The following is a 26,164-nucleotide window of genomic DNA, read 5'->3' as shown; positions in this document are numbered from 1 at the left end:
TAGACGCGCGAGCGGGGCTAAACCCCGTAGTCCCCGTAGTCGTGGTGCCTGCCGCGCGTTCTCTCTTCTTATTCATGGCCGCTGGTGCGCTCCAGGCACGCCCAACATGCTTCCATCGCGATGCGTAACTGCATCTCGACCGTGCGCACCGAAATGCCCATGCGCTCGGCCACCTCGGCATACGAGAGGCCGTCGAACTTGTAGAGCACGAAGGCCTCCCTGCAGCGCGGGGGCAGCCGGTCGATGGTCTCGACCATGGCCGCCAGGCCCTGGCCGGAAGACAGGATGGTGTCGGGCTCGAAGGTTTCCGGGCCGATGCAGTCGTCGAGTTCGAGCGGTTCCTCGTCCGGCGCCGCCGTGTCGCCGCCCGCGCGCACGCTTGTGCGGCGATGGTGGTCGGTAACCAGGTTGCGGGCCGTGCGATAGAGCAGCGCACGCGGATCGCGCACCACGCTGCCCGTGCGCTGCGCCTCGTACACCCGCGCGTAGCTCTCCTGCGCCAGGTCGGCCGCGGTAGCGCGGTCGGACACCTTGCGGGAAAGAAAGCTCAGCAGCTCGCGGTAATAGCGTTCGAACACAGGCGCACCACAGCCGGAAATGGGAGGTCGAAGTCCAGGAGCAGGTTGGCTTCGACACGGCGTGGCTTACCTGATGCGATCAGAAAACGGGAAGCGGCGATTATCTGCGGCTTCCGTGCCGCCCAGCCAAAGAGGGCGTCAGGCGATGCGGTAGAAGCCCAGGTCGGAGCGCACGCCCGCGTTCTTCGTGAACGCGACGGGATCGAAGCCTTCCTCGGCGAACTTCCTCTTCACGAACTCGGCGGCCGAGGCCACGGCCTGCTCGCTCGCCCACTCGACCAGCGTCACCACGTTGAATTCGCCGCTGCCGCCGGTCTGGTCCAGCACGTAGGTGCGCTGGCAGCCCGGCCAGGTGCGCAGCATCTGCTGGATGCGCTGCATCTGGGCAATGAACTCGGGGCGAGCTTCGGCGGGCACGACAAACTTGTCGATGCGGAAGACGGGACCAGATCGGAGGGCGATGGCATCGTTCGACATGAAGTGGGTTCCTTGGTGAGAAAAATGCGCACAGGACCTGCGCGCTGAAAGTTATTCTCAAACCTCAACCAAAGTTGAGGTCAAGAGGTTTTTCTTCACATGAACGACGCACTGCAAAAGGCCGGCATCTCCCCCACGCTCACCGTCGGCGAAGTCGCGCGCCGCAGCGGCGTCACCGTGTCCACCCTGCACTTCTACGAGGCCCAGGGCCTGATCGACAGCACCCGCACTGCGGGCAACCAGCGGCGCTATCCGCGCACGGTGCTGCGGCGTGTGGCCTTCGTCCGGGTAGCGCAAAGGGTAGGCATTTCGCTTGCCGACATCGGCACCGCGCTGGCTACCCTCCCCGCGTCCGCCGCGCCCAGCCGCGAAGACTGGGCCCGGCTGTCGGCCTCGTGGCGCGCCGAGCTGGACGAGCGCATGGCGCAGCTGCAAAAACTGCGCGACACGCTCGACGACTGCATCGGCTGCGGCTGCCTGTCGATCGACCGGTGCAAGCTGCGCAATCCGCTGGACCGGCTGGGCGCCGAGGGCCAGGGGCCGCAACGCCTGCTGGTGAAGCGCCGCGCCTAGAAACCGTAGAGCGCAGCCGGGTTGTCCACGAGGATGCGCCGCCGCGTGTCGTCGCTGGTCGCCCAGGAAAACAGCAGGTCGTACAGCGGCGCGCTTTCGGGCCTGGGGTTGCGCCCCGGGTGCGGCCAGTTGCTGGCCCAGAGGCAGCGCTCGGGAAACTTCTCGGCCAGCGTGCGGGCCAGCAGGCTCACGTCGTCGTAGCTGGGCGCGCCGGTCTTCGAGGTTTCGTAGGGCGCCGAGAGCTTGATCCACACGCGCCCCGAATCGAGCACGCGCAGCAGCGACTGGAACGACGGGTGCTCAGGCGCCACCGGTTCCAGGAACTTGCCGTTGTGGTCCAGCACCAGCCGGCACGGCAGGCGCTTGAGCACCGCTTCGTGCTCGGGCATCGTGCGGCCGTCGAGCTGCAGGTTGACCATCCAGTCGGCATTGGCCAGCCGCGCGGCCATCGGTTCGAGCGATGCCCAGCTCAGCACGCCGCCGATCATCATGTAGCGCACGCCGCGCATGCCGCCCGCGTGCAGGCGCGCAATCTCGGCATCGGCCACGTCGGGCGCAACCAGTGCGATGCCGCGCGCCGCATTGCCGAACTGGGCCAGCGCATCGAGCGTGCAGCTGTTGTCGAAGCCGTAGCCCGTGGGCTGCACGACCACGGCGCGGTCGATGCCCAGCGGCTGCTGCACCTGTTCGCGGTAAGCCGACACGGGCGAATGTGGCGGCACCCATGCGACGTTCGGAATCAGCGGGAAGCAGTCTTCGTAGATGTGGACGTGGCAATCGCAGGCGCCTGCGTAGCGCGCATTCCGGGTCGGTTCCATGGGGCTCTCTTTGCGGGATGTGTGGATCGGACGTTCAGGCGCGCGCGCCGAAGGCCTGCTGCCAGCGGTAGGCCTCGGCCGCATTCACAGCCCCCTTCGGCGCCCTGCCCTGGAAGATCTCCGCCAGCTGCGACACGGTTTCCATCGCCTGGTGCTCGACAGCCGCCGGCGTGAGCCCGCCGATATGCGGCGTGGCGATCACGCGCGGGTGCACCGCCACGCGCGGCGACGGCATCTGGTCGGGCGCGCGGCCCACGTCCACAGCGCATCCAGCAATCACGCCGGCATCGAGCGCGGCGAGCAGCGCGTCTTCATCCACGAGATTGCCGCGCGAGGCATTGATGAAGAAGGCGTGCGGCTGCATCGCGGCGAAGGTCTTGGCGTTCATCATGTTTTCGGTCGCCTCGGTGGCCGCAGCAAGGCAGACCACGAAGTCCGATTGCGCCAGCAGCGCGTCGAGCTCCACCTGCGCGAACTCGGCCCTGCCTGTCGCGGTGTACGGGTCATACACGACGATGCGCATGCCCAGCGCCAGCGCGACATCGCACAGGTAGCGGCTGATCTGCCCGTAGCCGATCACGCCCAGCGTGCTGCCACGCAGCTCGCGCCCCATCGCCGGCACCACGGGCCGGCCTGCGTGATAGCCCTCGGCCGAGGCGCTGATGTGCCGCCCCAGGTCGATCATCACGCCCACGATCCACTCCGACACCGATGGGATGAACCCCGCGCTCGCCTGCGTCACCAGCACGCCATGCCGGCTGGCGGACGCCACGTCGATGTTGCGGATGTCGATGGCGCAGCGCACGAAGGCCTTGAGCTGCGGCAGCGCCGCGAACAGCGCCTCGTCGCCCACCGTCTGGCGGTAGGAAATGATGGCGTCGCAGTCGTGTGCCAGTTCGGCCAGTTCGCGCGATGAGAGATCGGTGTCCGTGGGGTTGAAGCGCACCTGCGCGATGGCCTGCAAGGCGGCCGTGGCGCGGTCGCCGAAGTAATGGGCGAGCTTGCTTTGCGGATGGCTGACGAAAACCGTGGTCATGAAAGAAGACTTCTGCTCAGGAAAGAAAAGGACTAGCCGCGCGGCGGCGCCACCGATTCACGCGCCACCAGCGTGGGCGCGAAAACGAACTCCTGCGTCGGAATCGACGGATCGGACAGCCGGCTCATCACCCGCTCGACCATCACCTGCGCCATCTCGGGCACCGGCACGCGCACCGACGTCATCGCGGGGTGCATCAGCGTCGAGAGAAACACGTTGTCGATGCCGATGACCGACACGTCCTGCGGCACCGCCAGGCCCGCATCGCGAAAGCCCGCCATCAGGCCGAAGGCCAGCAGATCGTTCACGCCGATCACGCCGGTCGGGCGATTCTTCGACTTCGCCATCAGCCCGGCCTGCATGCGGCCCAGCTCGCTCATCATCGAATCGCCGTACTCGTCGACCGGCATGCCTTCGATGACCTGCGCGCTGCCTTCGAGGCCCGCGCTCTTCGCGGCGGCCAGGAAGCCGTAGATCTTCTCGTTGCGGCTCATGGTGCGGCCCGACGGGGTGACGAAGGCCAGCCGGCGATGCCCCTGCTCGATCAGGTGCTGCGTGGCGATGCGCGACGACTCGAAGCTGTCGACCGTCACGTGGTCGATCACCGAGGCCCCACCGGATGCGGCGGGCGTGGCGCGCCGGTCGTAGCTCACCACCACCAGCCCGCGCTCGGCGGCCGCCTCCACGTGCTGCTCGTCGACCAGCGACGAGATGATGATCACGCCGCGCACGCCGTGCGCCATCAGGTCCTCGAAGAAATGCGCTTCCTTGGCAGCGTCGCGGTAGGTGTTGCCGATCATGATGCGAAAGCCGTAGCGCTCCTGCGCCAGCGTTTCCACCTCGCGGGCAATGAAGCCGTACATCGGGTTGGCCATCGACGGCACCAGCAGCCCGATCAGCGGCGTGTACCCCGTCTTGAGCTGCCGCGCCGAGGTGTTGGGCCGGTACTTGAGGTCGCGGATGGCGGTCTCGACGCGCGCCAGCGTCTCCTTGGCCATGCGGTCGCTGCGCCCGTTCAACACGTTCGACACGGTGCTGGTCGACACCCCTGCCCGCTGGGCTACATCACTGATTCTGCTCACGGCATCCTTCCTGTTGTCTCTGGTCTTCGTCCTGTTGCGGTCCGCTCACATCCCCATGCGCAGCGGCAGCCACGTGGAAAAGGCCGGCACCAACACCAGGACCACGAGGGTAACGAACAAGACGGCCAGGTATTTCATCATCGGCCGCGCCACGTCCTTCACCTGCGTGCCGGTGATTGCGCAGGTGGCGAACAGGCCCAGCCCGACCGGCGGCGCGAACAGCCCGAAGCCCATGGCAATGACCATCACCGTGCCGAAGTGCAGCGGGTTCACGCCCAGCTGCGAGGCAATGGGCGTGAGCAGCGGCCCGAAGATGATGAGCGCCGGCGCGCCTTCGAGAATGGCGCCGAACACGATCATGATGAGCACCGACAGCAGCACGAACATCGTGCTGCCGTAGGAGTGTGCAAAGCCGATCATGAACTCCGACAGGTACTGCGGAATCTGCTGGATCGTGAGCGCAAAAGACAGGCTCGACGCCGCAGCCACGATGAAGAGAATGCCGCCCGCCATCGACGCCGAACGCACGAACAGCCGCGCCACCGACTTCACCGTGAGCTCGCGAAAGGCCAGCCAGCCCACCACCAGCGCATAGACCACCGCGAACGAAGACACCTCGGTCGAGGTCGCTATGCCCGAGGTGACGCCCTTGCCGATCATCGCCACCATGACCAGCGCAACCAGCGCGCCGCCCAGCAGGCGGAACATGGGCGTGCGCACATCGAAGGCCTCATCGGGGTTGATCTTCGTGCCCACGTAGATGGTCACCGCGGCCAGCGACACCGCCAGCACCACGGCCGGTATCAGCCCTGCCATGAACAGCCCGGCAATCGAGATGTTGGCCACGAAGCCCATGATGATCATGTTGATGCACGGCGGAATGGTCTCGGCCATAACCGCGGTGCAGGCCAGCAGGCCGGCGGTTTCGTTCGGGTCCTGCTTGGTCTTGCGCACGGCCGGCATGATGATGCCGCCCACTGCCGCGATGTCCGCCAGTTTGGAGCCCGACACGCCAGAGAAGAACGCAGTGGCCGTGATGGTGATGAGCCCCAACCCGCCGCGCAGCCGCCCGAACATGCGCAGCAGCAGCTCGATGAGCCGCGACGACATGCCGTTGGCCTCCATCAGCAGGCCCGCCAGCACGAAGAACGGAATGGCCAGCAGCACATAGTGGTCGGTGCCCGCCATCACCTGCTGCGAATACACCAGCATGGGCAGCGACGGATCGGCCATGAAGAACACCAGCGACGACAGCGCGAGCACGAAGGCAATCGGCATCCCCAGCGCCATGCCGCCAAGAAAGCCCGCCAGGAGCAGCGCCCAGGGTGGAATCGCGTGCTCGCTCATCAGCGTGTTCCAGCCCACCACCGCCGCCGTCAGCGCCAGCCCCACGCCCAGCGTGGACCACACCATGCGCGACGGCCCGTTCACCGCATTGGCCAGCCCGAACAGCGTCATGAACAGGCTACCGATGGCCACCGGGTACACGTAGATCCACTGCGGCAGGCCGATGGAAGTCGTCATGTTGTACGAATCGAGCAGCAGCTCGCACGACGATGCGAAGAGGCTCGCCGACACCCCCACGATGATCCAGCTGCCGAACTGGATGAGCGCCGGCTGCCAGCGCGCCGGCAGCATGCCGCGGAACAGGTCCACGCCCACGTGCTGGCTGCGCGCCAGCACCGTGGCCGCACCGAAGAACACCTGGATCACCATCAACGCGCGCGCCACCTCCTCCGCCCAGTCGAAGGGGTCGTGCAGAAAGTACCGGAAGACGACCGAGATGAAGACGACCACCACGTCGATGGCCAGCACCGCGCCGGCCACGTATTCGGTCATGCGCATCAGCCAGGCCAGCCAGCGGCCTGCGGCGTGGCTGGCATCGAAGCCGAGCGCGGGTTGCAACGGCAGAGACATGCTCGACATGGCGCTTCAGACCCGGGCGCCGTTGATGGCAGCGAACAGCGGCCCCGTCTCCGGGTACTGCTTGGCGAAACCAGCCCAGAGCTTCGTTTCCATTTCCTTGCGGACCTGGTCGCGCTCGTTCTTTGCCATGGGTGTGAAGGTGATGCCGAGCTTTTTCAGCTCTTCCATCACCTGCTGCGTGCGCTCGTTGCCGATCTGGCGCTGCTGCAGCGTGGAATCGGCCGCGGCCTTCAGGAAGGCCGGGCGCAGTGCGGCGGGGATGCGGTCCATCGCGCGCTTGCCGGCCACGCAGACCATCGGGCTGAACAGGTGCTCGGTCATCCAGCAGTGCTTGACCACCTCGTTGAGCTTGTTGGCCAGCACCGTGCCGGCGTCGTGCTCGAAGCCGTCGACCACGCCGGTCTGCGCCGCCATGTAGAGCTCGCCGAAAGAGATGGGCGTGGGGATCGCGCCCATGATCTTGAAAGTCTCGATGAAAGCCGGTGTGGGCAGCACGCGCAGCTTCACGTTCTTGATGTCGGCCAGCCCCTTCACCGGCTGCTTGGTGTAGACGTTGCGCGCGCCGTAGTGCGCACCCCAGGTGATGATCTGGCAGCCCGTGCTCTTCACCAGCATGTCGTTGAGCTTCGGCCCCACGCCCGCCTCCACGGAACGCGCCACGTGCTCGTAGCTGTCGAACAGGTAGCCCAGGTCGAGCATGCCCAGCTGCGGCGTTACCGTGGCCCAGATCGACGAGCCCGTGAGCATCATGTCGATGGAGCCCACCTTCACCTGCTGCACCACGTCGCTTTCCTTGCCGAGCTGGTTGTTCGGAAAGTAGTCGATGCGGATCTGCTCGCCCACCGCCTTCTTCAGGTTGGCCTGCATCAACTGCACCCATGCGAAGTGCGAGGAATTGAGGTCGGCCACGTGGGACGACGACAGCCGCAGCGCCACGGCTTTTTCCTGCGCGAAGGCGTGCTGCGAGAAACCCGCCGTGGCCGCCGCAAGCGACAAGGCGGACGATGACTGGACGAACCGGCGGCGTGAAAGCGAGGTCATTTTCTTGTCTCCTGGAGGGTTGTCGGGTCGTGCGCCCGTTTTTGGTGGAACGATTTACTGTATCGATACACAAGAATGCCGACAATGCGCTTCCGATAGGTGTTTTCCTCCGTAAACGAGGTAAAGACCGCGCGCTGCAAAGCAAAAGGCAGAATGGAAAAACCACAGGACGCCGCATGACCACCATCACTTCATCGACACCCGACGCCGCCCGCGCCTATGCCGTCGAAATGCATGGCGAGCAGAAGTACGGCCCTCATCCGTACGTGCACCACCTGGACGCCGTGGTCGCCCTGCTCCGGCCCTACGGCGACAAGGCACGCGTCATCGGCTACCTGCACGACGTTGTCGAGGACACCGAGGCCACGGTGGCCGACGTGCGCTCACGCTTCGGCGAACTGGTGGCAGCCTGCGTCGCGCTGCTGACCGATGCGCCCGGCGCCAACCGCAAGGAGCGCAAGGCCAAGACCTATGCGGCGCTGGCGAAGGTAACGGGCGACGAAGAACTCGCGCTGGTGGTGAAGGCCGCCGACCGGCTGGCCAATGTGCGGGCCTGCGTGGCGGACGGGCATCGCACGCTGTGGGACACGTACCACGGCGAGCACCCGACCTTCAGGGCCGCTGCGTTCAGGGCGGGGCAATGCGATCCGCTGTGGAGCGAGCTGGACAGCCTGCTCTCTCCCGTGCACGCGCCTTAGCCAGGTTGGCACCAAGCTCGCGCGGCGCGCTCGTCAGGTGCCGCAATCGCTGCCCAGGTCCGTCTTGCTGCGCGACAGCGGCCGGATGGCGTTGCTCCCCGTGGTCAGGGGCTCGACCACCTCGCGGCGAAACGCTTGCAGCGCCTTCGAGGAGTCGGGGCCCGTGCGCGAGGCCTCGATGGCGATGCGCCCTCCCGGCAGGCGCCATTCCTCGACTCGGAGATTTCCCCGCTGCTTGAGCCCGAGTCGTGTCGTTGTGCTTTCGCAAGCCGCGAAGCGGGCTTGCAGCGCCTCGGGGACTGGCGGCGGCGCGCTCGTGGATTGAACGGTGCAACTGCGCGAAAACGCGCGCACCGGATCTGCCGCGCCGGTGAACGACACGTCGATTTCGTCTTTCGTCTCGTCCTTCGGACCGACCAGCGGACCCGCCGGGCACTGCGCGCCGGCAAAGCTGGGCGCCGAAGGCAGCGGCGAATCGCTGCGCAGCTTGTAAGTCAGCTCGTGGCGCGCCTTGCTCGTGCGTTCCCGCTCGCGAAGGATGGCCCTTGCGCCGACAACGCCCGTGGGCGCCTTCACCTCGCTGGCGTAGCGCACCCTGAAGAGGTCCGTTTCGATGTCGTTGTCGCCCGGCGCCAACCGAGCGAGTGCCTCTGCCGCAGTCTTGGGGCCGCCCTGAGACGGATCCCAGCGAATCGCGTACTCCGCCTGCGCTGCTGCCCCGCCCGATGCGAAGACGCTGATGCCGCACGCCAGCACCATGACCCATCCGGTTCGTTGCTTCATGTCGGTTCCCTCTCCTTGGTGTGCTTCATTCTAGGAAGCAGGTTTTTCGCCGCATCCCCTGGAAAGAGGATTGCTTGCGCACGCAATCCTCTAGGCGCGGCGAGGGTTCGAGAACTCCATCACCCCATCGTCCACCGCCCCGAAGCGCAGGCTCACAAGGTCGCGCGCGTAGTTCTGATACACCCGCCACGGTGCGCGCGAACCCTGCTTCGGAAACCTGCCCACCGCGCGCTGCACATAGCCCGATGAGAAATCGAGCCAGGGCTCGGGTGCCATTGCGGGGTCGGTGTTGCGCGGCGTGCATTGGGTGCAGCCATGCTTCTCCATGTGGTTGAGCAGCCGGCAGACATACGCGCAGGTCAGGTCGCTCTTGAGCGTCCACGAGGCGTTCGTGTAGCCGAACGACGAGGCCAGGTTGGGCACGTCGCTGAACATCATTCCCTTGTAGTTGAAGGTCCCGGCCGGGTCCACGCGATGGCCGTCTACGTCGATCTGCACTCCGCCGAGCACCTGCAGTTCGAGGCCAGTGGCGGTAACGACCACATCGGCCTCCAGTTCAGCGCCCGACTGCAACCGGATGCCGCCCTGCGTGAAGGTGTCAACCTGGTCCGTCACCATCGAGGCGCGCCCTGCGTTGAGGGCCGCGAACAGGTCGCCGTCGGGCACGAGGCAGATGCGTTGGTCCCACGGGTTGTAGCGCGGCGTGAAGTGCGTGGCGATGTCGTAGTCGGGGCCGAGGGCCTGCCGCACGCCGCCAAGAATCATCCGCTTCGCACGCTCCGGCTTGCGCCGCGCGAGGCGGAAGAAGTACATGGCCAGCAGCACGTTCTTCCAGCGCGTGAGGCCATAGGCCAGCTTGTCCGGTAGAAAGCGCCGCAGCCCGTGCGCGATGGGGTCCTGTGCCGGCCGCGCGACAACATAGGTGGGCGAGCGCTGCAGCAGCACGACATGCGCGGCCGTCTTTGCCAAGGCCGGCACCAGCGTCATCGCGGTCGCGCCGCTGCCGATCACGACCACCCGCTTGCCGCTGCAGTCGAGGTCTTCGGGCCAGTGCTGCGGATGGACGACACGACCTGTGTAGTCGCCGATGCCCGCAAACTCGGGCGTGTAGCCGGCTTCGTACCTGTAGTAGCCGCTGCACAAGAAGAGAAAGCTGCAGCGCACGCGCAGCGGAAGGCGCTCGGGGCCATGCTCGACATCGACGCTCCAGCAGGCATCGGGCGTCGACCACGAGGCGCGCACCACGCGATGGTTGAAGCGGATCTTTCGGTCGATGCCATGCTTCGCCGCCGTCTCGCGCAGGTAGTTCAGGATCGTGGGCCCATCGGCAATCGACTTCGCGTGAGTCCACGGACGGAACGAATAGCCCAGCGTGTACATGTCCGAATCCGAACGCACGCCCGGATAACGGAACAGGTCCCACGTGCCGCCGCTGCGTTCCCGCCCTTCGAGGATGACGTAGCTTCGGCCCGGGCAGCTCGCCTGCAGGTGGTAACCGGCGCCGATGCCCGAGAGGCCGGCGCCGACGATCAGGACATCGATGTGCTGCACCTGCTGTCGCTCTTCTTCCTGCATCGACTTGTCTCCTTAGCTCTTGCCGACCGGACCTCCTGCGGCGGGAGTGCCCCGGATCATCAGCCACGCACTCACCGCACTCAGCACGGCCAGCCCGGCGCTCAGCAGCATCACCCAGCGAAAGCCAGCCACGAACGATTCGGCCACGGCCCGTTTGACCGCCGCAGCCGTGGCTGCATCCACGCCCGGTGGCAGCGCCGCGCCGGCCAGCTTGCTGCGCTCGCCTTCAAGAAAAGCCGATACCTGCGCCGAGGCGCCCATCTCGCGCAGGTTGTTCGCCAGCGCCGCGTCGAAGGCCCAGGCCATGATCGCGCCGAACACCGCAATCGCCAACACCGCCGCCGCTCGCGACACGGCGTTGTTCACGCCCGAGGCCACGCCCGCCAGGTCGGGCCCGACCGCATTCATGACCGTGGTCGTCAGCGGCGCGACTGTCACCGTCATGCCGAAGCCCAGCACCACCACGGCCGGCAGAAAGCCGCTCCAGTAGCTCGCGCCCACGCCCGGTAGCGCGAACAGCGCAAAGCCCACCGCCGCGATCGAAGGCCCGATGACCAGCGGCATGCGCGGCCCGAAGCGGTCGACCAGTTGCCCGGCCCAGCCCGAGAGCGCGAACATGATGAAGATGAACGGCAGCAGCGCCGCACCCGCCACCGTGGCCGAATAGCCCTGCACCTGAATCAGGTTGAGCGGAAAGAAGTACAGCCCGCCGCCCAGCGCCGCATAGAGCAGCAGTGTCAGCAGATTCGCGCCGCTGAAGTTGCCGATGCGCAGCAGCCCCAGCGGCAGCATCGGCGTGCGCACCTTGCGCTCGACTGCGATGAAGCCCACGCTGCCCAGCACGCCGATGACCAGCGCCGCGAGCACGGCCGGCGAACCCCAGCCCTGTGTCGGCGCCTCGATGAAGGCGTAGACGATGCCACCGAGTCCGGCCGTCGCAAGCAGCGCACCCCACACGTCCAGCCCGCCGCTGGCCGAGGCGCCGCGGCTTTCGGGCACGTGGCGCCAGGCGATCCACAGCACCAGCAACGCCATCGGCACGTTGATGAGAAACGCCCAGGTCCACGAGAAATGGTCGACCAGGAAGCCGCCCAGCACCGGCCCCACGGCCGCGGTGATGCCGCTGAAACCCGACCAGGTGCCGATGGCCTTGCCGCGCTCTTTCTCGGGAAAGGCCGCGCTGATGAGCGCGAGGCTGCCCGGCACCAGCAGCGCGCCACCGATGCCCTGCACCGCCCGCGCGGCAATGAGCTGTTGCACGCTGGCCGCGAGCCCGCAGGCCACCGACGACAAGGCGAAGATGCCGACGCCGATTGCAAAGATGCGCCGCCGGCCATAGTGATCGCCGAGTGCACCGCCCACGAGCAGCAGCGCCGCCAGCAGCAAGGCATAAGACTCGACCACCCATTGCGCCTGGAAGGCCGTGGCCAGCAGGTCGGCCTGGATGGCCGGCAGGGCTACGTTGACCACCGTGCCGTCGATGAAGGCCATGCTCGAACCCACGATGGCCGCGGCCAACACCCAGGGCTTGGAGGCTTCGGGACAGGCCCCCTCTTCCACATGGGCACCATGCAGGATCAGCGTGTCGTCGCAGGGCGCCTTGCCGATCTGTGCCATGGGGTCTCCTTCTTATGGGATTCCGGTCTTGCCTCTTTTTTCTTCTCCGAGGCGGGGAGAAAGAATCAGGTCGCGCAGGCGGTTGCCGACGGATTCGCACGCGCCGCACTCACGCTGCGCGCCATCGCCGCGGCAGCCGCCGAGGTCACGCGCTGCGCCCCTTGCGCTACCGCGTCCATTCCGCTGCCCACGGCCTCGCCGAGGTTCAGCTGACACACCACCGTGCGCGCTTCGTCCGAGCGCCGCAGCGTCCAGTTGAAGCTCGCATCGACACGCCCGCCGTCGACCGCGTCGAACTGCTGCAACTGCACCGCGATGCGCCACACCGGCTGCGAACTCTGCCGGCCGCCCTTGGTCACGTCGAGCGCGCCGAGCCGCCCGGCGATGCCGCTGGCCAGCGCATCGCGCAGTTCGTTCTCGAACGACGCGGCCCAGCGATGCTGCTCCAGCACCTCGACCTGCACGCTGCCGTTGGGCTGGCGCACCACCATCTGCGGCCGTGCGAAGCGCTCGGGCACGGCCACGGGCGCGAGCTCGATGTACAGCGGCGCGGCACTGCCGAGCGTCGAAGGCGCGGCCTCGGCGGCAGACACCGGGCTCGCCAGCGTGTAGTAGTTGTCGGGCTTGCTCGCGCAGCCTGCTGCAAGCACGGCCAGCGCTGCCGCCGCCACGAATGCGAGGTGGTGGTTCTTCTTCATTTCTTGTCGTCCGGTTTGCCGCGCAGCAGCGACTCGGGGTGGCGTTCGAGGTAGTCGGTCAGCACGCGCACCGAGCCCGCGGCGCGCGTCAGCTCCTGCAGCGTCTGGCGCATGTCCTGCTGCAGTGGCGAATCGTCGGCCAGCGTGCGCTCGGCACTGTTCACGGTCTTGCGCACGTCCTTCATGGCCGCGGCCAGCTCGGGCGTGACGTCGTTGTTGATACGGGTCACCGTCTGCTCGGTGGCCGTCAGTGTCTTGTTGAGCGTGGCGAGCGTGGTGCGCAGGTCGCCCGCGATCTGCTCATACGGCACCTTGTTGAGCTTGGTCGCGATTTCCTGCACCTGCGACTGGATCTCGTCGAGGCTGTTGGCCACGGTTGGCAATTCGATCGGGTTCTTGTTCAGGTCGATCTTCGCCGGCGGCGCCTTCGGGAAGAAGTCGAGCGCCACGTACACCTGGCCGGTCAGCAGGTTGCCGTTGCGCAACTGGGCGCGCAGGCCCTTCTCCGCGAGGAAGCGCAACCGTTCCTGCTGGGTGGCGCGCGATTCAACGCCGCTTTCGCCGGCGCGGCGGCGCAGGCGATCGGGGTAGACCTGCACCAGCACCGGCATGCGGAACTCGCGCTCGGCGCGGTCGAACTCGACACCGATCGACTTGACCTCGCCGATCACCACGCCGCGAAAGTCCACCGGCGCGCCCGGCGTCAGCCCACGCAGCGACTGGTTGAAGTACATCAACAGGGTTTGCGAAGGCCCGTCGGGTTCCTTCATGGCGGCGGCTTCGTCCTGCGCCAGCGTGAAGGCGGCGTTCTCCTTGGCGACCGGGCCCATCGCGTCGTCGGGCGCCTGGAAGGCGATGCCGCCGAGCAGGATGGTCGCCAGCGACTGCGTGCGCAGCGTGAAGCCGCTGGCGCTCAGCTGCGCATCGATGCCGCTGGCCTGCCAGAAGCGCGTGTTCATGCCCACGAACTTGTCATAGGGCGCGTTGATGAAGACGCGCATGGTCACGCCGCGCCCGTCGCCGTCGAGCTCATAGGCGGCCACCTGCCCGACCTTGACGCGCCGGAAGTACACCGGCGAGCCCACGTCGAGCGAACCCACGTCGTTGGCTCGCAGCAGAAACTGCTTGCCCGAGTCGTCGCGCGTGACGATGGGCGGGGTTTCGAGTCCGGTGAACTCGCCCGCGGTTTCCTTCGACACGCCCGCGTCGGCGCCGATGTAGGCGCCCGACAGCAAGGTGTTGAGGCCCGAGATGCCCGAGGTGTCGAGCCGGGGCCGCACCACCCAGAAGCGCGAGTCCGAGGCGGTGAAGCTCTCGGCCTCCTTGTTGAACTGCACCAACACGCGCACGTGCGAGCGGTCGCGCGCCAGCCGCAGGTGGGTGACGAGGCCGATCTGCACGTCCTTGTACTTGACGGCGGTCTTGCCGGCCTCCAGGCCCTCGGCGGTCTTGAAGGTCAACACCACCTCGGGGCCGCGCTCCAGCAGGATGCGGGCCACCAGCGTAATGCCGACCAGCGCGGCCACGATGGGAATCAGCCAGATCAGCGAGGGCAGCCACTCGCGTCGGCGCACCACGCGCGGCTTGGGCAGCGGGGGCTGGGCGGACGGCGCCGGTTTGTCCTGGGGTTGGTCTTCTTCACTCATGCTGGTTTCTCGTCCCTGTTTTCATGTCCCTGCGCAACTTCGTTCTCCTGCAGGGTGGCCTGCGCCTCCTTGCTGTCCCACGTGAGCTTCGGGTCGAAGCTCAGCGAGGCCAGCATGGTCAGCACCACCACCGACCCGAAGGCCGCGATGCCCACGCCCGCGGTGATGACCGCGAAGCCCTGGATCTGCACCAGCCCGGTCAGCAGCGACACCACGAACACGTCGAGCATCGACCACCGACCGATCACTTCGATGATGTGATACAGCTTGGCCCGCTCGCGCCGGCGCCAGTTGCTGCCGCGCTGCGCCAGCACCACGAGCAGGAAAAGCACCGCCAGCTTGAACAGCGGCACCAGGAAGCTCGCAATGAAGACGATGGCCGCCAGCCCGTAGGCGCCCGACACCCAGAAATAGATCACCCCGCTCAGGATGGTGTCGTACTGCGCGCCGAACAGCGTGCGCGTGATCATCACCGGCAGCAGGTTGGCCGGTATATACATCATGCAGGCCGCTATCAGGAAGGCCCAGGTGCGATTCAGGCTCTGCCGCTTGCGCGTGTGCAGGTGCGTGCCGCAGCGGCCGCAGGCGTCGCCCTCCTCGGCGTCCTTCCAGACGGCGGCGCAGTGCGGGCAGGCCATGAGGCCGAGCGAAGCGGCGGTAGGAACCGGCGCGTCTTCGTCGTGATGTTCGTGCCGCTCGAGGAAGGCAGGCAGCTTCATGCCGACGCCCTGTCTTCTTCAGCCTTGGGTTCATCCTTCGGGCGGAAGGTCATTTCCCAGAACGCGCCCGGGTTGAACGACAGCACCGCCGTCAGCATGACCGTCAACGCCATGAAGGCCCACAGCGCCGGCCCGGGCACCACGCTCGCCATGCTGGACAGCTTGACGATGGCCACCAGCACACCGAGCAGGAACACTTCGATCATTCCCCAGGGCCGCAGCGACTGCATGGCGCGCACCAGCAGCGCGAAGCCCACGGGACGGTGCTCGCGGCTCAGCGGAATGAGCAGGTACGCGAGGATGCACAGCTGCAGAAAGGGAAAAAGAATGGTCGTGGCCAGCACCAGCAGCGCCACCAGCGACATGCCCTCGGCGCTAAGCGCTATCACGGCGCCGGCCAGCGTTGTCTGGCTGCGCAGGCCTTGGAGCTCGATCTCGACGATGGGAAACAGGTTCGCAATGGCGAACATGATCAGGCAGGCCACCGTCAGCGGAAGGATGCGGCGCTCCTGCTGGCCGGGGTGCCGGCCGAGCTCGGTACCGCAGCGCGGGCAGTGCGCCACGTCGCGGGGATGCAGGGGCGCACGGCTGTAGACCGCATCGCAACCCGGGCAGACCACGGTGTCAGGTACTTCCTTCATAGGTGAGTACCCTAACTCATTCAGCCGCCCGAGCTTGTCGTCTTGAGCCGCAGCGTGCTGAAAACCGCCGCCACCGCGGCACAGCTGGCCGCCAGCACCAGAGCTACCACCGGGCCGTGGCCTCCGTGCGGGCTCCAGACGCTGAAAACGCCGGCCAGCACCACCGCCCCCAGCGTCTGCCCCGTCAGCCGGGCCGTGCCGAGCATGCCGCTTGCCGCACCGCTGCGGTGCGCAGGCGGCGAAGTCACGATGGTGTGGTTATTGGGCGACTGGAACAGCCCGAAGCCCAGCCCGCACAGCGCCATGCGCCAGGCGATGTCGGCATTGCCCGGGTGTGCCGGCAGCGCCGCAAGCAGCGCGAGGCCCATGGCCAGCAAGCCCAGCCCGATACCGCCCAACAGCCCGTCGGGGTAGCGGCCGATCAGCCGCCCGGCAATGGGCGCCATTACCACGATGGCCAGCGGCCACGCCGTGATCAGCAGCCCGGCCTCGATGTGGCTGCGCCCGTACACGTCGAGCAAGAGGAAAGGCAGCGCGATGTAGGCCAGCATCTGCGCGCAGAACGCGGCGACCGAAGTGCCCATCGACAGCGCGAACACCGGAATGCGCAGCAGGTCGATGGGAAACAACGGCACCGCCTGCCTGCGCTGGCGCTGCAGGTAGATGAAGCCGACCACCACGCCCGCCAGCAGGATGCCCCAGGCCGAAGCATGCGAACCCGTGGCGCCCTGCACCGCCCCTTCGCGCACGCCGAGCCGGTCGACGCCCAGGAAAACCAGCGAGAACATCAGCACGTTCAGCGCCACGTCGATGGGCGAAAACCGCAGCCCTGCCGCCGGCGCCACGCGATTGAACGGCAGCGCCTTCATGCCCAGCGCGAAAGTGACAAGACCCAGCGGCACGTTGATGGCAAAGAGCCACGGCCACGAGGCCACCGACAGGATGGCCGCCGCCACCGAAGGCCCGGCCACCGAAGAAGTCGCGACCACCAGCGAGTTGATGGCCATGCCCTTGCCCAGTTGCGACGACGGATACGTCAGCCGCACCAGCGCCGCGTTCACGCTCATGATGCCGGCCGCCCCCAGCCCCTGGAAGGCGCGCGCAGCGATCAGCGTGCCCAGCGAATTGGCAAAGGTGGCGGCCAGCGACGACAGCGTGAACACCGCCATCCCCACCAGATACACGCGCCGGTAGCCCACGAGATCGCCCAGCGAAGCCAGTGGCAGCAGCATCACCAGCGTGGCGATCTGGTACGCATTGACCACCCAGATCGCCTGCGACGGGCTGGCCTGCAGCTCGCGCGCAATGCCCGGCAGCGCCAGGTTGACGATGGTGCCGTCGAGCACCGCCACGATCAGCCCGAGGATGATGACCAGCATCGCCCAGCCGCGCTCCGGCTGGGCCAGCCCGTCGATGGGCTTGTGGGTTGCATTGCCGCTGTCGTTGTCTCCGGCCGCCGTGAGCGCGGCGCCTGCTCGTACCGTGTTCATCAGGCTTCTTGCGCCCTTCCCGTCTTGCTGGTGGGTTCGGAGCGCACGCCGCCCAGCGTGAGCCAGGTCAGCACCAGCGCGATGAGTGCGCCGCCAGCCATGCCGGCCACCATTGGCAGCGGTCGGCCATCAGTGAAGAGGCCAACCACCGCCATCGCCAATGCGCCCGTCAGCATCTGCAGCGTGCCCAGCAACGCCGAGGCCGTGCCGGCGATGGCGCCGTGCATCTCGAGCGCCAGCACGCCGGTGGTCGGAATCACCAGGCCCATGAAGCCGGAGGCGATGAAGTACAGGACGATGAGCACCCAGATGTTGTCGCCGCCCATCGCAAAGTAGACAAACATCGCGACCATTGCCACACCGCAGCACACCACGCCGAACTTGACGAGGTTGACCAGCCCGTAGCGCTCGCCCAGCGAGCCGGTGAACTGCGAGGCCGCGATGAAGGCCGCCGCATTCACGCCGAAGGCCACGCTGTAGAGCGCAGGCGACAGGCCGTAGTGGTCGATCATTACGAACGACGAATTCGCCAGGTAGGTGAAGAAGCCCGCCATCGCGAAGCTGCCGATGAACACCAGCCCGAGGTAATGCTTGTCGCGCAGCAACAGCCAGTAGGCCGACAGCGCACTGCCAAGACTGCTTTCGACGCGCTCCGAGGCGGGGCGTGTTTCATCGAGCAGCTTGACCATCATCGCCAGGCCCGCGACGGCCGCGATGGTCACGGCCCAGAACACACCGCGCCAGCCGGCCACCGCGATCACCGCGCTGCCCGCGAGCGGCGCGAGGATCGGCGACACACTGAACACCAGCATCAGCAGCGACATCAGCCGCGCGGCATCGGTGCCCGTGTGCAGATCGCGCACCACGGCGCGCGGAATCGCCATGCCGGCCGCGGCGCCCAAGCCCTGGATGAAGCGCAGCACGATCAGCGTCTGGATGTCGGTCGCCATTGCGCAGCCCACGCTGGCGAGCGCGAACAGCAGCAGCCCCGCATACAGCGGCGGCTTGCGGCCCACCATGTCGGAGATCGGGCCGTACAGCAGCTGCCCAGCACCGAGCGACAGGAAGAACGCCGTGAGGCTCATCTGCACCGCGCCAATGTCGGCGTGCAGGCTCTGTCCGATGGCCGGCAGCGCCGGCAGGTACATGTCGATGGCGAAAGGCCCGATGGCCGAGAGCAGGCCCAGCAGCAGGGCCATCTTGAAGAAAGGGGAAGAACGCATTGAACCGATTGTCGCCAAGGGCGGCGATCGGTGCAGGCGTGGGGTCAGCGCCCGATTGGTGCTAATTCAGGGCAAAGAATCGGGCGGGCGAGAGGTTGTAGAACTTTGTTCGGAAGAACAGTTTCAACTTATTTGCCGGCCGGCCAGAACACCAGTGCGCGCAACTCGATGCTGCGCCGTGGCGGCGCCTCGCGAGAACCGGTCGGGTCTTCGAACGCGGTGTGTGCGGTGTAGCGCGCCACGCCGTCTTCGCGCGAGTCGTAGATCTTCAGCAGCAGAGCTTCGTCAGGCCGCAGCCGCGGGAACCAGTACCAGCGGTGCTCCGGGTTCCAAGTGAACGAATAGGTTTCGCCCACCTTGTCGGGGTAGACGAGGTCGCTGGGCACCAGGTCCTTGGGCGAGATGGAGCGCGCATCGCACAACGCGAGCGGCAGGCGCTCCACGGTGGCCAGCGGACGCCACAGGTTGATGATCGCGAAGCGGTGCTTCAGGCGCTCCTCGGCCTCTTCGGCCGGCAGATGGGCATGCACCCGGCGCGGCGCGGAGACGAAAGTCTGGTCGTTGTGCACGCGGCGCACCGGCTCGCGCAGCTCGGCCGTGCTGCGCGAGCCCTGCGCGCTGTCGCGCAGCGTGTGGTCGAACACCACGATCTTCTCGGCACCGGTGACGTCGCGCAGCAGGGCTTCGGCTTCGCGGTAGTAGATGTCGCGGATCGCGGCGTCCTGCGAGAAGTCGGCGAGCACGCTGCGATGCGAAATCTGCGTGAAGCCGCTGCGGTCGAGCGTCAGTTCGTTCAGGGCCACCAGAGGTCGGCCGTCGCGAATCATCACGCGGCGCGGCTCCAGTTCGCCGGTTACCCAGGGCGTGCCTGGCGGCGGCTCGAAGGTATAGCTCACGGGCCGGCCCTGGCCCGCCTTCAGGTAGTTGAGTTCTGCTTCCACCGAGGGCAGCGTGGCGGCAAGCATCTGTCCATTCGATCCAACGCTCATGTGGCGTGACTCCTCAAAACGGTTCCTTGAACGGCCGCAGGTCGAGTTCCTGCGTCCATGCGCTGCGGTGCTGCACATGCAGCTGCCAGTAGCTTTCGGCGATGGCTTCGAGCTGCAGCAGGCCGTCGTCGCCGGCCTGCTCCACGCGTTGCGGTGCGTTGTTGCGCAGGCGCTCGCCGTCGATGCCGCCATCGATCACCACATGCGCCACGTGAATGCCCTGCGGGCCGAATTCGCGCGCCAGGCTCTGGCTCAGCGAGCGCAACGCAGCCTTGGCCGCGGCGAATGCAGCGAACGGCGGCTTGCCGCGCAGCGCCGCGGTGGCGCCGGTGAACAGCAAGGTGCCGCGCGCGTGTGCTCCAGCAGCTTCGAAAGAATTGGCCAGCAGCCCGCGCAGCGCCTCGTGCCCGAAGATGAAGCCACCCAGTGCGCTGGTGCGCCAGGCCTGCGTGAACTGATCGACCGAGAGCTCCAGCGTCGGCGCGCGCGCTCCGCTTGCGGCATTGAAGATGGCCACGGTGAGCGGGCCCAGCGCCCTCGCCTTCTGCGCGATGCCGTGCATCTCGGCCTCGCTCGCCACGTCGCCCGTGAAGGCGTGGGCCCGGCCGCCGGCCGCGACGATTTCGCCGGCCACCGCATCGAGTTGGACCTGCGTTCGGCCGGTCAGCGCAACCATGAAACCTTCGGCCGCGAAACGCCGTGCAAGTGCCGCACCCAGCCCCGCGCTGGCGCCGACACCGGCGATCCACGCAACGGGCGATGGCCCTGAACCAAACGACGACGGAGATGGAGTGACGGAGGTGACAGTCATGAATGAGCACGAAGGCTATACCTGCACCCCGGGCCGCGGAACGATGCAAAAGGGATAACCTTATTCGGTGGCAGGTCGGTGCCCGGCGCTGCTTGACGTTGCACCGGGCTTCACTGCACGCGCCGCGCCCGCTACCCTATCGCCTTCCCGGACCGTCTACAACAACTCACAGCAATCGCTATCCAGGAGCAGCACCCCATGGCCCTTGCACGCACGATCCATGCCGACCTCTTGCGCGTGTTCGTTCTCACGCTCGTGTCGCTGTTCGCCATTCCGGCGGCAACGCTGGTCTTCACCGAGTACGCATTGCGTTCGCAGGATGCGGAATTCCTGCAGGCCATAGAAAAGCGCATCGTCGGCGACGCCCGGCTCTCTGCCGCAGACAAGGCCGAGGCGACCGAGTTCTACCGCAGCCATCCACTCTCCAAGGCCTGCGACGCCACCGCACCGGAAGACAAGAACTTCCACGACAAGGTGTGCAGCCCCTATTCGATGCAGTGGCAGTTCCACTGGGCCGACCGCGCCGCCATCTGGACCATCGTGCTCGGCGCCGCATTGCTCGCGGCGGCACTGGTGCTGGGTGCGCTGGCCTTTGCCAACCGGGGCCTGCGCTACGCCAGCTTCGTCGCCGGCTGGCGGCTCATGACGGTGTCGAGCGCTATTGAAGTCGTGCTGCAGAGCGCGATGCTGGTGTGGCTGTCGTTCTGGCTCACGGCATACTTCTGGCAGAGCTACTACGTCAAGCTGATCGCGCTGGCGGGCATCGCGGCCGGCGCGGCGGTGTTCTATGCGATCTACACGCTGTTCAAGAAACTGCCCTGGGGCAACGAGATCGAGGGCGAGCTGATCTCGCAGGCCGACGCGCCGCGCCTGTGGGAGCGCATCCGCCAACTGGCCGGCCGCGTGAAGACCACGCCGCCCGACCAGATCGTGGCCGGCATCGACACCAACTTCTTCGTGACCGAGGCGCCGTGCGAGGTCAAGGGCCGCACCTTTCAAGGCCGCACGTTGTTCGTCAGCCTCCCGCTGCTGCGCGTGCTCGACCAGACCGAAGCCGACGCGGTGCTCGCGCACGAACTGGCCCACTTGGGCGGCGGCGACACCCGCAGCAGCGCGGCGCTCGGCCCCAAGCTGCTGCAGTTCGACCAGTACACCTGGAAGATGCGCAGCGGCGGCCTCACCATCGTGGCGCACTACCTGCTGCGGCTGTACCGCATGATCTTCGCCTTCGCCCTGGCGCGCGACAGCCGCGAGCGCGAATACAAGGCCGACCGCGTGGCCGCCGGCCTCACGGCGCCGCATGCCATCGTGCAGTCGCTCATCAAGATCTCGGCCTACGCGAGCTACCGCAACGACGTCGAGCGCAAGCTGTTCGCACAGAACCGCGAGCATGACGGCGCGCTGGGCATCGCCCGCTTCGTCGCGGACGGCCTGCCGCCCTATGCAAGCTCCGACGCGTTCATCGAGGCGATGAAGACTGCTGACGTGCCGCATCCCTACGACAGCCATCCGCCGCTGCTGGAGCGCATGCGCAACGTCAACCACCACGTGCCCGAGAGCGCGTACGGCGCCATCGTCGCGACCGCGCCAGAGGCCTCGTGGGCCGACGAGATTGAAACTGCTGCGGCCATCGAGCAGCGCCTGTGGAGCGAGTACGAGCAGCGCTTCGTGCAGAACCACGAGCTGAGCCTGGCCTACCGCTACGAGCCTGCCAACGAGGAAGAGCGCGCTGTGGTACTGCGCCACTTTCCGCCGGCCAGCTTCACGCTGAAGAACGGCGACCGCATCGAGGTGACCTACACCGGCCTACACCGTACCGCCGATGGCGGCTCGACGATTTTGTGGGATGACGTCAAGGGCCTGACCTACCAGGACAACGCCTTCGGCGACATCCTCGTCGTCACCCATCACGACAAGGGCCTGCTGGGTGCCCGCACCACCAAGGTGAAGCTCGCAGGCTTCCGCAAGCAAAAGGAGACCTTCAAGGCCATCGCCGGACGCCACTGGCAACGGCACCAGATCATGAGGGCACAGCAACAACGGCAACAACAGCAGTCATGACACCCGGCGGCAACGGCCGCCCTTCCCCCTTCCGACAAGCTCCATAAAACCATCCAACACCGGAGACAACCAACCGTGAACCCCGTCGAACAAAGAACCATCTCCAAGATCAGCTGGCGGCTCCTGCCGCTGCTCATGATCAGCTACTTCATCGCCTACCTCGACCGCGTGAACCTCGGCTTTGCCGGCGCGGCCATGTCCAAGGACCTGGGCTTCACCGCCGCCGTGTTCGGCAGCGCGGCCGGTATCTTCTTTCTTGCCTACTTCCTGTTCGAGGTGCCGAGCAACATGGCGCTGGAGCGCTTCGGCGCGCGCCGCTGGATCGCCCGCATCATGTTCAGCTGGGGCATCCTCTCGGCGGCCCAGGCCTGGGTGGGCGGCTCGACCAGCTTCAACATAGTGCGGTTCCTGCTGGGCATTGCCGAGGCCGGGTTCTTCCCGGGCGTGATCTTCTACATCACGCTGTGGTTTCCGGCGGCGTACCGCGCACGCATCGTGGGCTGGTTCATGTTCGCCATTCCGATCTCGACCGTCATCGGCTCGCCGATCTCGGGCTACATCCTCAACATGGACGGCGTCGGCGGCATGCACGGCTGGCAGTGGCTGTTCATCCTCGAGGCGATTCCCTCGCTGATCCTGACCTTCTTCGTGCTGATGTACCTGCCCGACGGCCCGAAGGACGCCAAGTGGCTCACCACCGAAGAGCGCAGCTGGCTGGAGCAGACGCTCGACTCGGAGCGCCGCAACCGCGAGTCGATCAACAAGATCTCGTGGAAGCAGTCGCTCTTGAACCCACGTGTGATCGGGCTGGGCTTTGTCTACATGGGCATCACCGTGCCGCTGTACGGACTGAGCTTCTTCCTGCCGCAGATCATCAAGGGCTTCGGTGGGCTGAGCAACGTGGAGATCGGCTTCATCAACGCCTTCCCGTACCTGGTGGGCGCCATCGCCATGCTGTTCTGGACGCGAGCCTCCGACGCGCGCAAGGAGCGCAAGTGGTTCCTGCTGATTCCTCTGGCCTGCATCTTCATCGGCCTGGTGTTGGCCGCCGAAACCAGCGCGCCCATTCCGAAGATGGCCGCCGTGACGCTCGCCGCCTTCGGCATCTTCAGCGCGCTGCCCACCTTCTGGACGCTGCCCACCGCCATCCTGAGTGGCACCGCTGCCGCAGCGGGCATTGCATGGATCAACTCCATCGGCAACCTGGGCGGCTACATCGGCCCGACGATCTTCGGGGCGCTGAAGGACCGGATGGGCAACGACATCTACGCCGTGATTTTCCTGGCGCTGTTGTCGGCAGTGGCGTTCGGGCTGGTGCTGATCATCGGGCACGACGCGCGCACCGAGCAGGCGGCTGCACCCGGGCAGGTCTGATTCAGGCTTGGTCGGATGCCATTCCCGGTACTGCGATCCGTGCGGTTATTCACGCCCGACTCGTCATCAACTGTCATCTGAATGTTGCCTCGAACGTTTTACTGGAGCGCCTGTTCAACGCAACGACGCATTTCCTCGATCGATGTCTTTGCTTAGAAAGAACCCCATGAAGACCAAGCAGCTCATCCTCTCCAGCATCCTCGCGTTCGCCGGCCTTGCCATGCTGGCACCGAGCATCGCCTCCGCAGCGCCGTACCACCCCAAGAAGCACAAGGTGTGCAAGTGGGACGCGCGTCATCACCAGCGTGTTTGCCACTGGGTGCGTTGATTCCCCCGGTGCAAACCACTTGAAAAAGCCCGCTGATGCGGGCTTTTTTCATGGGGCGCCTGAAACAGGCTGACCGTCAAGTCAATACAGCGTCGCCCGCTGCCGCGCAGGCAGCTCCCGGTCATACGTCTCCCCATCGAACGCAGACTCGGTCAGCGCCGAAAGGATCGCCCCCGGCGTCGGCACCTCGCGCTTCGCATCCGCCGGCACCGGCGCCCACAACTTCGAGCGCTGGATCGCCCGCGCGCACTGGAAGAACACCGTGTCGACGGTGATCCGGATCACGCATTGCGGCGGCTTGCCGTCCATTGCGAGGCGTTCGAGCAGCGCGGGCTCGACTGTGATGTGCGCCCTGCCGTTCACCCGCAGCGTCTCGCCCACCCCGGGAATGAGGAACAGCAGCGCCACGCGCGGGTCGGCCACGATGTTGCGCAGGCTGTCGATGCGGTTGTTGCCGCGGCGCTCGGGCATCAGCAGCGTCTTCTCGTCCTGCACCGCGACAAAGCCCGGCGGGTCGCCGCGCGGCGAGGCGTCGAGGCCGCCGGAGCCGGTGGTGGCGAGCACGGCAAAGGGCGACGCGGCAATCAGCGCCTGGTAGGCCGGGTGCAGGTACGGAACCTCTTTCTTGAGCGAGGCCTCGCCGGCTTCGCCGAACAGGGCTTCGAGCTTCGTCACGGTGTCGATGGCGTGCGTTGTGGTCATGGCGATGGTTTCTGATTGAAGAATGTGATGGTTCAACCTGCCGTGCGCGCAGTATCGGCTTCAGGCAGCGATGCGCTGTTCCAGCCGCAAGCCAGTGCCGCCAGCGCAAGGAGCGCCGCGGCCACGCCGTAGATCCACGGCGGCGACGCAACCGGCAGCAGCAGGCCCGCGATCAACGGCCCGGTGCCGGCGCCGATGTCGCGCCACACCGAACGGGCGGCCAGCGCCTGCACGCGCTCCGGACCGGGCGTGCGCCGGGCCACGATGGGCGGCAGCAAGGGCAGTTGCAAGGCGCGCAGCACCACGATCAGCGCCGCGCAACTCCACAGCCAGCCAAGGCCGAAGCCCACGAGCGCGATGGCCGTGACGAGCGACAGGCTCACCAGCAAACGTTCGGCGCCGAAGCGCTCGGCCATGTGGCCGCCGACCGGGCTCAGCAGAATCTCCGCCAGGTAGCGCAGCGCCATCAGCACGCCGGCGACGATCACCGCGCCGCCCGGCAGCAGGTCTTTGCCAAGGTACGAGAGGCCGACGATGAATAGTCCGTCGAGCGTCAGCCCTTCCATGAACGACCAACTGTCCAGGCTGTTTGGCCGGCTGAAGCGCCGCTTCGGCTTGGCCACGGGATGCGGCACCGCCGGCAGCCGCCTCGTAACGAACCACGCAAGCAACGAGAACACCGCGAGGATGCCGAAGATCGTGCGCGGCCCGGTCCAGTGCGCCAGCAGCGCGCCCAGCGGCAGCGCCAGCACCGGCCCTACCGCGATGAAGGCGCGCGAGCGCCCGTTGCGCCGAGCCGCCCCCACCGGATCGGCCGTGGCCAGCGCCTGCGTCGACAGGTTCAGCGCCGCGAAGCACAGGCCCCACATCAGCCGCAGCGGCAGCAGCGCCCAGAAACCCGAGAGCGTGGCATAGCCCAGCCCGCATACGGCCGCTGCCAGTACGGCGATCGTGCAGGTCAGCCGGTCGCCGTTGCGGGCATAGAAGCGCGCAACGAAGCCATAGCCGGCGATGCGCACCAGCCGGTTGGCCGCGAGCAGCATGCCGGCCTCGGCCAGCGTCACGCCGAACTGGCTGGCGTACATCGGCAGCAGCAGGTAGAGCACGACGTCGGCCGGCAGCGAAAGACCGAGCGCCATCGCCGCGTGGCGGGAATTCAGGTCGGTGGGGGTGGGGTTGGGAGCGGTTTGGGTGCGTGACATCGAGCCCTGATGGTGCGCCGCCACATGCCGTGCCGACAAACGACATTAATGCCCGCCATGCGTGAGAAAATCGCAC

25 protein-coding genes are annotated in these 26,164 nt (G+C 66.8%); 5 read left to right on the top strand and 20 right to left on the bottom strand.

Going from position 1 to position 26,164, the window contains the following annotated elements:
• Positions 1-68 precede the first annotated feature (68 nt).
• Entirely contained in the window at positions 69-578 is a 510-nt protein-coding gene (locus ACSFBF_RS03020) for a sigma-70 family RNA polymerase sigma factor (RefSeq protein ID WP_435464850.1), read from the bottom strand.
• A 138-nt stretch (positions 579-716) separates the two neighbouring features.
• Complete coding sequence (locus ACSFBF_RS03015) at positions 717-1,055, bottom strand: antibiotic biosynthesis monooxygenase (protein ID WP_435464849.1); 339 nt, start codon at positions 1,053-1,055, stop codon at positions 717-719.
• Positions 1,056-1,154: 99 nt separating this feature from the next.
• Here ACSFBF_RS03015 and soxR point away from each other — a divergent pair, with 99 nt between their 5' ends.
• Positions 1,155-1,628, top strand: a complete 474-nt coding sequence (gene soxR / locus ACSFBF_RS03010) for a redox-sensitive transcriptional activator SoxR (RefSeq protein ID WP_435464848.1) — start codon at positions 1,155-1,157, stop codon at positions 1,626-1,628.
• On the opposite strand, the gene ACSFBF_RS03005 is transcribed toward soxR, so the two are convergent.
• From ACSFBF_RS03005 to ACSFBF_RS02985, 5 genes are read right to left on the bottom strand one after another with little or no spacing between them, the layout of a single operon-like run.
• A complete protein-coding gene (locus ACSFBF_RS03005; RefSeq protein ID WP_435464847.1) occupies positions 1,625-2,446 on the bottom strand; it encodes an amidohydrolase family protein in 822 nt (273 codons plus the stop codon). The genes soxR and ACSFBF_RS03005 overlap by 4 nt on opposite strands.
• A 34-nt stretch (positions 2,447-2,480) precedes the next feature.
• Positions 2,481-3,482 (bottom strand): NAD(P)-dependent oxidoreductase, encoded by a 1,002-nt coding sequence (locus tag ACSFBF_RS03000; RefSeq protein WP_435464846.1) that lies wholly within the window; start codon positions 3,480-3,482, stop codon positions 2,481-2,483.
• A 32-nt stretch (positions 3,483-3,514) separates the two neighbouring features.
• Positions 3,515-4,564, bottom strand: coding sequence for a LacI family DNA-binding transcriptional regulator (locus ACSFBF_RS02995; RefSeq protein ID WP_435464845.1), 1,050 nt, complete (start codon positions 4,562-4,564; stop codon positions 3,515-3,517).
• Positions 4,565-4,609: 45 nt separating this feature from the next.
• Positions 4,610-6,481, bottom strand: a complete 1,872-nt coding sequence (locus ACSFBF_RS02990) for a TRAP transporter large permease (protein WP_435465900.1) — start codon at positions 6,479-6,481, stop codon at positions 4,610-4,612.
• Between the two features lie 15 nt (positions 6,482-6,496).
• Positions 6,497-7,531, bottom strand: a complete 1,035-nt coding sequence (locus ACSFBF_RS02985; RefSeq protein ID WP_435464844.1) for a TRAP transporter substrate-binding protein — start codon at positions 7,529-7,531, stop codon at positions 6,497-6,499.
• A gap of 176 nt (positions 7,532-7,707) precedes the next feature.
• Here ACSFBF_RS02985 and ACSFBF_RS02980 point away from each other — a divergent pair, with 176 nt between their 5' ends.
• Complete coding sequence (locus ACSFBF_RS02980) at positions 7,708-8,229, top strand: HD domain-containing protein (protein WP_435464843.1); 522 nt, start codon at positions 7,708-7,710, stop codon at positions 8,227-8,229.
• Positions 8,230-8,262: 33 nt separating this feature from the next.
• On the opposite strand, the gene ACSFBF_RS02975 is transcribed toward ACSFBF_RS02980, so the two are convergent.
• The 11 genes from ACSFBF_RS02975 to ACSFBF_RS02925 all read right to left on the bottom strand — a co-directional run bounded on the left by ACSFBF_RS02975 (position 8,263) and on the right by ACSFBF_RS02925 (position 20,421).
• Entirely contained in the window at positions 8,263-9,012 is a 750-nt protein-coding gene (locus ACSFBF_RS02975; protein WP_435464842.1) for a hypothetical protein, read from the bottom strand.
• 90 nt (positions 9,013-9,102) lie between these two features.
• Entirely contained in the window at positions 9,103-10,587 is a 1,485-nt protein-coding gene (locus ACSFBF_RS02970; protein ID WP_435464841.1) for a flavin-containing monooxygenase, read from the bottom strand.
• A gap of 12 nt (positions 10,588-10,599) precedes the next feature.
• Positions 10,600-12,204, bottom strand: coding sequence for an MFS transporter (locus ACSFBF_RS02965; protein ID WP_435464840.1), 1,605 nt, complete (start codon positions 12,202-12,204; stop codon positions 10,600-10,602).
• 65 nt (positions 12,205-12,269) lie between these two features.
• Entirely contained in the window at positions 12,270-12,902 is a 633-nt protein-coding gene (locus ACSFBF_RS02960) for a PqiC family protein (protein WP_435464839.1), read from the bottom strand.
• Entirely contained in the window at positions 12,899-14,548 is a 1,650-nt protein-coding gene (locus tag ACSFBF_RS02955; protein WP_435464838.1) for a PqiB family protein, read from the bottom strand. Before ACSFBF_RS02955 ends, ACSFBF_RS02960 begins: the two co-directional genes overlap by 4 nt.
• Positions 14,545-15,267 (bottom strand): paraquat-inducible protein A, encoded by a 723-nt coding sequence (locus ACSFBF_RS02950; protein WP_435464837.1) that lies wholly within the window; start codon positions 15,265-15,267, stop codon positions 14,545-14,547. The genes ACSFBF_RS02955 and ACSFBF_RS02950 overlap by 4 nt, the downstream gene beginning before the upstream one ends.
• On the bottom strand, positions 15,264-15,908 hold the full coding sequence (locus ACSFBF_RS02945) for a paraquat-inducible protein A (RefSeq protein ID WP_435464836.1): 645 nt from the start codon (positions 15,906-15,908) through the stop codon (positions 15,264-15,266). The genes ACSFBF_RS02950 and ACSFBF_RS02945 overlap by 4 nt, the downstream gene beginning before the upstream one ends.
• A gap of 20 nt (positions 15,909-15,928) precedes the next feature.
• On the bottom strand, positions 15,929-17,398 hold the full coding sequence (locus ACSFBF_RS02940) for an MFS transporter (RefSeq protein ID WP_435464835.1): 1,470 nt from the start codon (positions 17,396-17,398) through the stop codon (positions 15,929-15,931).
• Complete coding sequence (locus ACSFBF_RS02935; RefSeq protein WP_435464834.1) at positions 17,398-18,621, bottom strand: multidrug effflux MFS transporter; 1,224 nt, start codon at positions 18,619-18,621, stop codon at positions 17,398-17,400. The genes ACSFBF_RS02940 and ACSFBF_RS02935 overlap by 1 nt, the downstream gene beginning before the upstream one ends.
• A 128-nt stretch (positions 18,622-18,749) precedes the next feature.
• Positions 18,750-19,610 carry a CmcJ/NvfI family oxidoreductase gene (locus ACSFBF_RS02930; protein WP_435464833.1) on the bottom strand — a complete coding sequence of 287 codons (861 nt, stop codon included), beginning with the start codon at positions 19,608-19,610 and terminating at the stop codon, positions 18,750-18,752.
• A gap of 13 nt (positions 19,611-19,623) precedes the next feature.
• Complete coding sequence (locus tag ACSFBF_RS02925; RefSeq protein WP_435464832.1) at positions 19,624-20,421, bottom strand: SDR family NAD(P)-dependent oxidoreductase; 798 nt, start codon at positions 20,419-20,421, stop codon at positions 19,624-19,626.
• A 198-nt stretch (positions 20,422-20,619) separates the two neighbouring features.
• Here ACSFBF_RS02925 and ACSFBF_RS02920 point away from each other — a divergent pair, with 198 nt between their 5' ends.
• The 3 genes from ACSFBF_RS02920 to ACSFBF_RS02910 all read left to right on the top strand — a co-directional run bounded on the left by ACSFBF_RS02920 (position 20,620) and on the right by ACSFBF_RS02910 (position 24,184).
• Entirely contained in the window at positions 20,620-22,482 is a 1,863-nt protein-coding gene (locus ACSFBF_RS02920) for a M48 family metallopeptidase (protein WP_435464831.1), read from the top strand.
• Positions 22,483-22,557: 75 nt separating this feature from the next.
• The gene (locus tag ACSFBF_RS02915; protein ID WP_435464830.1) at positions 22,558-23,856 is read left to right on the top strand and encodes an MFS transporter; all 1,299 of its coding nucleotides are present in this window, start codon (positions 22,558-22,560) and stop codon (positions 23,854-23,856) included.
• 166 nt (positions 23,857-24,022) lie between these two features.
• Positions 24,023-24,184 (top strand): HHHH-motif protein, encoded by a 162-nt coding sequence (locus tag ACSFBF_RS02910; RefSeq protein WP_435458192.1) that lies wholly within the window; start codon positions 24,023-24,025, stop codon positions 24,182-24,184.
• A gap of 81 nt (positions 24,185-24,265) precedes the next feature.
• Here ACSFBF_RS02910 and ACSFBF_RS02905 read toward each other — a convergent pair whose 3' ends face one another.
• Together ACSFBF_RS02905 and ACSFBF_RS02900 are read right to left on the bottom strand one after the other, a co-directional pair.
• A complete protein-coding gene (locus tag ACSFBF_RS02905; protein ID WP_435464829.1) occupies positions 24,266-24,886 on the bottom strand; it encodes a pyridoxamine 5'-phosphate oxidase family protein in 621 nt (206 codons plus the stop codon).
• Between the two features lie 32 nt (positions 24,887-24,918).
• A complete protein-coding gene (locus ACSFBF_RS02900) occupies positions 24,919-26,088 on the bottom strand; it encodes an MFS transporter (protein WP_435464828.1) in 1,170 nt (389 codons plus the stop codon).
• Between the last annotated feature and the right edge of the window lie 76 nt (positions 26,089-26,164).

Origin of the sequence: Variovorax nivicola (assembly GCF_051216475.1) — a bacterium.
Classification (GTDB): Bacteria; Pseudomonadota; Gammaproteobacteria; order Burkholderiales; family Burkholderiaceae_C; genus Variovorax.
This window is presented reverse-complemented; position numbering and strand designations above follow the sequence as displayed.